The organism is Glutamicibacter sp. AGC46 (assembly GCF_053543715.1).
This window is the reverse complement of the sequence record NZ_JBLVOJ010000001.1, coordinates 43,767-50,415: the sequence shown is the minus strand read 5'-3', so window position 1 is coordinate 50,415 and position 6,649 is coordinate 43,767. Positions and strand designations below refer to the sequence as shown.

Annotated in this window: 8 protein-coding genes; 2 read left to right on the top strand and 6 right to left on the bottom strand. The window is 58.6% G+C overall.

The genetic code is table 11. The features are described 5' to 3' along the window. Nucleotides 1-30 precede the first annotated feature (30 nt). The 3 genes from ACNPM8_RS00235 to ACNPM8_RS00225 all read right to left on the bottom strand — a co-directional run bounded on the left by ACNPM8_RS00235 (nucleotide 31) and on the right by ACNPM8_RS00225 (nucleotide 2,227). The gene (locus ACNPM8_RS00235) at nucleotides 31-897 is read right to left on the bottom strand and encodes a F510_1955 family glycosylhydrolase (RefSeq protein ID WP_448938996.1); all 867 of its coding nucleotides are present in this window, start codon (nucleotides 895-897) and stop codon (nucleotides 31-33) included. 124 nt (nucleotides 898-1,021) lie between these two features. Then, nucleotides 1,022-1,615 (bottom strand): DUF305 domain-containing protein, encoded by a 594-nt coding sequence (locus tag ACNPM8_RS00230; protein ID WP_448938995.1) that lies wholly within the window; start codon nucleotides 1,613-1,615, stop codon nucleotides 1,022-1,024. Nucleotides 1,616-1,729: 114 nt separating this feature from the next. Beyond that, nucleotides 1,730-2,227 carry a DUF6153 family protein gene (locus tag ACNPM8_RS00225; RefSeq protein WP_448938994.1) on the bottom strand — a complete coding sequence of 166 codons (498 nt, stop codon included), beginning with the start codon at nucleotides 2,225-2,227 and terminating at the stop codon, nucleotides 1,730-1,732. Here ACNPM8_RS00225 and ACNPM8_RS00220 point away from each other — a divergent pair. Beyond that, nucleotides 2,226-2,600, top strand: coding sequence for a hypothetical protein (locus tag ACNPM8_RS00220; protein ID WP_448938993.1), 375 nt, complete (start codon nucleotides 2,226-2,228; stop codon nucleotides 2,598-2,600). The genes ACNPM8_RS00225 and ACNPM8_RS00220 overlap by 2 nt on opposite strands. A gap of 18 nt (nucleotides 2,601-2,618) precedes the next feature. Here ACNPM8_RS00220 and ACNPM8_RS00215 read toward each other — a convergent pair whose 3' ends face one another. Further along, nucleotides 2,619-3,026: a four-helix bundle copper-binding protein gene (locus tag ACNPM8_RS00215; RefSeq protein WP_448938992.1), complete on the bottom strand. Its 408-nt coding sequence runs from the start codon at nucleotides 3,024-3,026 to the stop codon at nucleotides 2,619-2,621. Between the two features lie 952 nt (nucleotides 3,027-3,978). Here ACNPM8_RS00215 and ACNPM8_RS00210 point away from each other — a divergent pair. Then, a complete protein-coding gene (locus ACNPM8_RS00210) occupies nucleotides 3,979-4,260 on the top strand; it encodes a hypothetical protein (protein ID WP_443441816.1) in 282 nt (93 codons plus the stop codon). Nucleotides 4,261-4,474: 214 nt separating this feature from the next. Here ACNPM8_RS00210 and ACNPM8_RS00205 read toward each other — a convergent pair whose 3' ends face one another. Then, entirely contained in the window at nucleotides 4,475-4,909 is a 435-nt protein-coding gene (locus tag ACNPM8_RS00205) for a hypothetical protein (protein WP_448938991.1), read from the bottom strand. Nucleotides 4,910-5,969: 1,060 nt separating this feature from the next. Next, complete coding sequence (locus tag ACNPM8_RS00200) at nucleotides 5,970-6,563, bottom strand: recombinase family protein (protein WP_448938990.1); 594 nt, start codon at nucleotides 6,561-6,563, stop codon at nucleotides 5,970-5,972. Nucleotides 6,564-6,649: the final 86 nt, after the last annotated feature.

The following is a 6,649-nucleotide window of genomic DNA, read 5'->3' as shown; positions in this document are numbered from 1 at the left end:
CCCTGGGCCCCCCGCGCCTACCTCGTGTGGCTATCGCCGGGTGAATGTCGCTCCGTTGTCTGCCGAGTGTTCGATGCCGGTGGTGGTGGCCACCCAGATCCGTAATTGCCCACCGTCCTCGCTGGCGGTGATCGCGGCCGGCTGCCCGGTGATGGTGCCTCCGGTTTCCTGCCAGGTGCTTCCGGCATCATGGCTAACCTGCACCGCACCATCTGGTGCCACGCCGACAGCAGTGGCCTCGTTGGCGAAAGCGGTCAGCAGCAGGACTGGCGCACCCGTGGGCAGGGCCCAGGTTTCCCCGCCGTCCGTGGAGCGGTGGACTCCTTGTTCGGTGGTGGCCAGAACCACCGGAGCCAGCTGAGTCCCCGCGAGGTTGTAGGGCTGGAGGTCGGTATCGATGGTGGCCCATGATTCCATGTCACCGGTCACCCGCAGTGCACCGTCGTACCCGATGATTCCTCCGCCCGTGACGGTCAGAGCGTGGAAGTCCGATTCCCCCTGCCGGGAGAGCGGTTCCCAGGTTTCACCGCCGTCGATGGAGTGGATCAGACCCGCGGGGTCCGGCAGGCCGGTCTCTGGGGCGGGATGCCCGGAGGCATAGTAGTGCTCATTGCCGGCGGAGGCGAATCCCATCAGATCGATGGTCGGTCCGATCTTGCGGGGGATCTCCGAGGTGGCATCGAAGAGTCCCTCATGAGTGGCCAGAAGGATGCGCTGGGTGTCGGGGTCTACGCTCATGCCGTGGATGTGGCTGAACACCGCGGTGCCGGCAGGTTCCTGCGCTGGGGTGTTGCCGGCCGGCTGGGCGCAGCCGGTGGCCAGCAGCGTAAGGGACAGTGACGCGACGGCCAAGACGGTCCGTTGCCTGGCGCGGAAAAGGGGAATTTTTGAAGGCATGGTGGTTCCTTAGGTCAAGCAGAGATGTTCGGGACAGGCCGGGCACCGATCCTCCAAGAGCACCGGTGCCCTGCTGCCGGGCGCAGGGAGAATTCCCGCGCCCGGCAATCGTGGTCTAAAAGTCCTAAAGGTCGCCCAGCAGGGACTTCATGAACTGGATCTCGGCTCCCTGGCTGGAGACGACGTCCTTGGCCAGGGCAACGGCCTCGGGGTTCGATCCGTTGGAGACCTCGTCCTCGGCCATCGTGATTGCCCCTTCGTGGTGGGCGATCATCTGGGTCAGGAACATCCGGGATGCTTCGACGCCTTCGGCGTCCTTTAGCTCGGCCAGATCTTCGGGGCTCATCATCCCGTCCATCTGGTGGTTCACGGACATGTCCATCGGCTCTCCCCAGACCTGCAGCCAAACGGTCATCTTCTTGATTTCCGGTCCCTGGGCGGCCTTGATGTCCTGGGCAAGCTGGATGACCCGGGGGTCCAGGTTTTCCTTGTCCAGAATGATGTCACTCATCTGGACGGCTTGTTCGTGGTGGGGAGTCATCATCTGTGCGAACATGGCATCGGCGCTGTTGTGCTCGGCGGCGGCTTCCGAGGCCGTGGCCGACATGGTACTTGTAGGTTCTGGGGTGCCGGTGCCGGTGCCAGTGCCAGCGGAACAGCCGGACAGTGCGAGGGTTGCGGCTAGGGTGGTTGCCGAAATGGCGGTTAGGCGTTTCATGTGCGTATTCCTTCGAAATCATTTTCAATCGGGGTGTCCATCAATGCCCCGGCCCGCACGCGTCGGCGCGCAGGCACGGGCCCTTCCTGTGGCACAGGAAGGGATGCCGGTGTTTTAGGTGCGGCTAATGGAGAGCTCGATGAGCGAAGGAGTCCAGGGTAAACGGGTTGCCGGGGCGGGCATGGCGGGCGGGGCACGCAGCCCGTGGAAGGCCTTGAGGAACCGAAGTTTGGGAATGAACCACAAGGTGGCGAGGATGATGACCATCAGCACGCACATGGCAGCCATGAGGTGCTGCTCGCTGCCGCACGGCCCGGCGCACGCGTCAGCCGGGATCTGATCGGCTCCGGTCCATGACAAGGCGTCCGCCACGGCGGGGCTATGGTCCTGGGAGGTGGCGTGGCGTGGGGAGGCCACGGCCGTGCCGGCAGTATCAGGCACCATGGCCACGTGCGGTGTGGCGGCTGGCATCTGGTGGGAAACGCCCAAAATGTGCATTCCCAGAATCCCGAGAATGATCGAGGCCAGCCCCAGCAGCAGGGCCACGGGATGTCGCCCGGCAGGAGCTCCCCGGACAAGCGATGACAGCGGCAGGATAAGGAGCTGCGCCATGGCCTGGTTCATCGCATCCTGCCTTTCCACCGGGGTGAAGGTTTCCCTCATCAAGGATATCGATGCGTTCGGTGTCCAGCAAAAGAGCGCGGTCAGGAAGGGAACCCGTGGGGAAATCGCAGTGGCCCGGATATGCAACCCTGATCGCGGCTATGGCACCTATCGTCCCGCGACTAAGGCGCATGCGCCGGGGCTTCACCTGAAGATCCAGGCTCGGCAGGACTGTGGCTACGCCTGCTCACACCGGACGCGGCATGTGCCGGTGACTAACCATGGTCGCGTGCCTGCGGCATCACACCTGAAACAGCGGCAGCGGCAGCGGCAGCGTCCTTGGCCGCCAAAGCCGGGACTGTCCAGCCCCTGCGGAAGCTGAACGCCGAGCCAGGGGAAATTAGCCGAGATCGGCCAGAAGGTCGGCGCAGGCCTGTTCGCAGCGTCGGCAGGCTTCAGCACAGACCTTACAGTGCTCATGCATGCCGGCGTGTGCCTCGCATTCGGAGGCGCATTGCTGGCAGGCGATCCGACAGGTCTCCAGTATGGCCTTGACGGTCACGGGGTTCTGGCCGGTGCGGCGAGTAAGAATACTTCCCGTGGCGGCGCAGATGTCGGCGCAATCAAGATTCAGCCGAATGCAGTTGCGCAGGTCAGCGACCATGTCTTCGGCCAAGCAAGCATCGGCGCACCCAGCACAGCTCTGGGCACATTCGAAGCACGCGGCGATGCAATCGGCAAGCTTTTGCAGATCCAGACCGCTGGTGTCATGAGGATGGGTTTTAAGCATTGAAATGATATGACTCATGGATTCGTTCCTTACCCTCGATGGTTACCGCCGACGATACCAGTTCAGCAACGTGACCTGAACCCCTTCAGACAGCTTTGATGAGAGCGTCGGCGAGGGGTCAAAAGGCAGTGACGACGACATAGAAAAATTCATCCTCACGCGAGGATTGCCCAGTTTCGGAGCATGAAACGCGTTGGGATGAGTCTGGGGACGCTGTTCGTCATCTGGCTCGGGAGCTAGGCCCTGTTCGAAATCTATAACCTGTGCCTGTATTAGGTGATGGTGTGGGTGACGACTATCCCCTTATTTATCCTTTACAGGAAAGTCAACCGTTCTGTTAGCCCCATCCGGTGAGGTGATCGGTGACGGGGCGTGAAACGGAACGATCATGCCTGCCTTAGGGCGCTGAATGCTTGCACCGAAAACGATCATTTATGGGACGCAGGATCAACTGCTCGCGCATTATCCGTCAGTGAGCGGATTCGCAGTCTTTTCGGATTCCCGAAACCTGATTCCGGAACGGTATTTCCCACAATCCATGGTCAGTGGTTTACGGGATGCAGCTGACTTCAGATTTTTTGGCTGATTTTTAGATTTTTGAGTCGTGCCCGAAAGAGGTTGTGTCTCCAATGGTTTCGTCTTGCGGTCCACCGTTAATAGAGGATATTGACCGCGAGGAGAAACACGGCCATTCGGATGCCTCGAGTGGCTGTTCACGGGAACCGGGTGAAGAACTGCCGGTGAGGCCTGCGTCATGGCGTAGCATGCCGGTGTTCCTTTAGGCTTGGCCGGGGCAATCCCATTTCGCTTTACTTCGGTGCCCGCGTCCTGTACTTCAGCAAAGACCGATGTTTCTTGGCTGGTCACGGTTCTTGTGGGGTTGCTGAGTAAATTTCTCCGGTCTTGATCTATACCTGTTACCCGGCAGTAAGGTCAGAGGCCATAGAACTATTGGACAACCCAGGAGTTCATGTTGAACACCCACCGCAAAGACATTCATCTGTCTCTCTCACCTGACCAGTACGATGACTTGACCAGCGCTTTGGAGACCCACCTTAACGGGTTACACCAGTTCGCCAAGGAGTCGGCTTTAGGTTTCGGTTTAGAGACCACTTATTGGTCTCACCGCGTTGCAGAAGTCCAAGGACTGCTCGAAGCTGTGCATCGTCTCGCGGCAGGAGAAAACCCCGACGCGGTGAATCAAGACCTGCAGCGCCTTTCCCACGATTCACATGAGCATCCGCACTCGTAGCACGCACCACAGGCGTGCTCGATTAATGAAGCGAAAGCGGAGCCTGAACCTGTTCAGCTTTCGAAGCTGAACGAGGCTGATCAAACCGGTGATAGAGCGGCGCAATAAAAGACTTACTGGTAGAGAGCTACGGATTTAGCTGTGCGGCATGGCCGATGACTGGCCTTCAGCCGCAATGCTCCTTTCTCTGCCATCCGATAGTGTGCGGAAAGGGTCAGAGGCTCAAGCGCTGCCCGTAGCTTTTCGTGTCTGACACTGGGTGGAATACCGGGATGGGCAGTGCCACTGCGCAGGAATCCCAATACTTTACTCGGAAAGTTACCGCGCCTTGATTCTCTGTGCGAGCAAAAAGCTCTGGGATGTGAGTTGTAGCTTCCTCCGGATCGACTGACTTCAATACGGGGTTCGGCGTGGAAACATAGAGGAATTTAAGTTCATCAGAGCCAGCGTCGAGCATAGCGACCAACGCCGATCGCCCGTGCATGGATACCATGCCCATGACGTCGTTGAGAAGTTCGGCAGGATCAGCCATGACCACTGGCATTCCCTGAGCCCAGCCGTGCGCGGCGAGGTGTGCGCGTCCTTCACGTGATCCGAGCAGTTCGCTGACGCGTTCGGCAGTTTGCGTTCTTACGAGACGTCCTGGCATTGGTACTACCTCCACTGTGTTCTTGAGTCTTCCGAGTGATCCCCATCAGCTTGGAACAAGACACAACGCAGACTGGCTGCCTGTCGCTGCGGTTCTTAGTGTGTTGTTTCCACCCTAGGATGATCGGCGCAACAACGCTACCGATTCAGGTAAACGTTAATAAAAGTTCACGTCAACTCATCAATTGGCAGTTTTTTAAGGAACCGCATTGCCTGTGGAAAGAAAATGTGGATTGGCGGAAGGATGCCGAAAATGACTAGTCAGACAGGCAAAGGCTGGGGGCCGCGCGTTGCTCAGAGCGCATATGAAGCGTCGAAACTGGGGATCGGTGAGGATTCTCAGAAATTTAAGAGGTTTGACTAGGGAATTGGCGCAAGGCTCAGCGATTATCAGATGACAGCTGGGCATCCGCCGCGTGGTTGTCGTTGCTGACGTAGAGGGGGATCTGGTGAAGCGCGGCGCTATGAGCCCAGAAATGGACGCGAAAGGGCATAAGCCTATTCTCGCTGTGCCTAATGCAGAGTTCCGCGAGCGTAGTTCCCGATGGCAGAGGAACAACTCTGGTGAAGAGGGGCTGGGGATGGTGACATGCCACAGTTGCAAGGCGTCAGTTTGAGCATTGGTGAGCACCAGAAGCACAGCCCGCCCATGGACGGAAACAAACCCCATGACGTCTTCCACCAGCTCATCTCGGTGGGCAAAGACTACTGGCATGCCTTCCACCCATCCATACGCGGTGAGGTGCCTTTGAGTTATAGGGCAGTGCAGCAGCTCGTTGAGACGTTGGGTGGCGGGGGTATGTAGTTCGGGCGTGTTCATATCTTCCTCCATTGAGGGCAGCTTTCCTTAAGCTGGCCGACCACGAGCTTTACTGAATTTTATTCAGTTACGTTCCCCGGGTTTCGCCTCTGACGCTCGGTAATCTTCGTGGAGTGATCTTCTGAGAATACTCCTAACTTGGAAAAGAGGGTATTCAATCGGCGGAAGACTTTGGGCGTCTCATGGCCGGCAAACTTACGGGGATGGCCCAGACTCGATGACGTCGATCTCTATGAATGAACTAATTGGTGTGAAGCTTGTCCATTTTATTGATCCGTCGGTAGAGCGTCGCACGGGACATCCCCATATCCTTGGCAACTTGGGTTGCAGGTTCGCCGGCTTGGATGAGTTTGGATGCGGTGCGGATTTGGGATTCGGTGAAGGTGGGGCGTCGGCCGCCGAGGTCGCCGCCGGTGGTACGGCGTTTGGTGACGGAGTCGTTGATGCGTTCGCGTTTGATCTCGAGCTCCATTTGGGCGAGTGCTGCCATGACGGTGAAGACCATGGCACCCATTGGGGTTTTGGTATCCACATCACCGCCGCCTAAGTTCAGCACCCGTAAACCAATATTTCGCTCACGCAGTTCTTCGGCTAATTCGAGCATTTTTTGGGTGGAGCGCCCAAGCCGGTCCAAGGTGGTGATCACGAGCGTGTCGTTCGGGTGCAGCGATTCGAGCGCCTTACCGAGTCCGGGCCGCTTCGCCAATGCGCCGGATAGGCCGTGGTCGGTGTAGAGGTCATCGCGCCGGACGCCGGCCGCCAGAAGATCTTGGATTTGCCGGTCGGCGTCTTGGGCTTTGGTGGATACGCGGGCGTATCCGATCAGTTTGGTCATCGGTCCTTCGAAAGTGTCTCGCAACTAATGGTGTTGACCTGATTTTACGTCATTGGTTGCGACACATGGTTGCGAGAATTTCGAAC

Excerpts from the sequence above, each read along its gene's own strand:
- ACNPM8_RS00220 (WP_448938993.1), top strand. The coding sequence starts at position 2,226 with ATGGCCTGGTTCATCGCATCCTGCCTTTCCACCGGGGTGAAGGTTTCC.
- ACNPM8_RS00225 (WP_448938994.1), bottom strand. The coding sequence starts at position 2,227 with ATGGCGCAGCTCCTTATCCTGCCGCTGTCATCGCTTGTCCGGGGAGCT.
- ACNPM8_RS00210 (WP_443441816.1), top strand. The coding sequence starts at position 3,979 with ATGTTGAACACCCACCGCAAAGACATTCATCTGTCTCTCTCACCTGAC.
- ACNPM8_RS00205 (WP_448938991.1), bottom strand. The coding sequence starts at position 4,909 with ATGCCAGGACGTCTCGTAAGAACGCAAACTGCCGAACGCGTCAGCGAA.
- ACNPM8_RS00215 (WP_448938992.1), bottom strand. The coding sequence starts at position 3,026 with ATGAGTCATATCATTTCAATGCTTAAAACCCATCCTCATGACACCAGC.
- ACNPM8_RS00200 (WP_448938990.1), bottom strand. The coding sequence starts at position 6,563 with ATGACCAAACTGATCGGATACGCCCGCGTATCCACCAAAGCCCAAGAC.
- ACNPM8_RS00235 (WP_448938996.1), bottom strand. The coding sequence starts at position 897 with ATGCCTTCAAAAATTCCCCTTTTCCGCGCCAGGCAACGGACCGTCTTG.
- ACNPM8_RS00230 (WP_448938995.1), bottom strand. The coding sequence starts at position 1,615 with ATGAAACGCCTAACCGCCATTTCGGCAACCACCCTAGCCGCAACCCTC.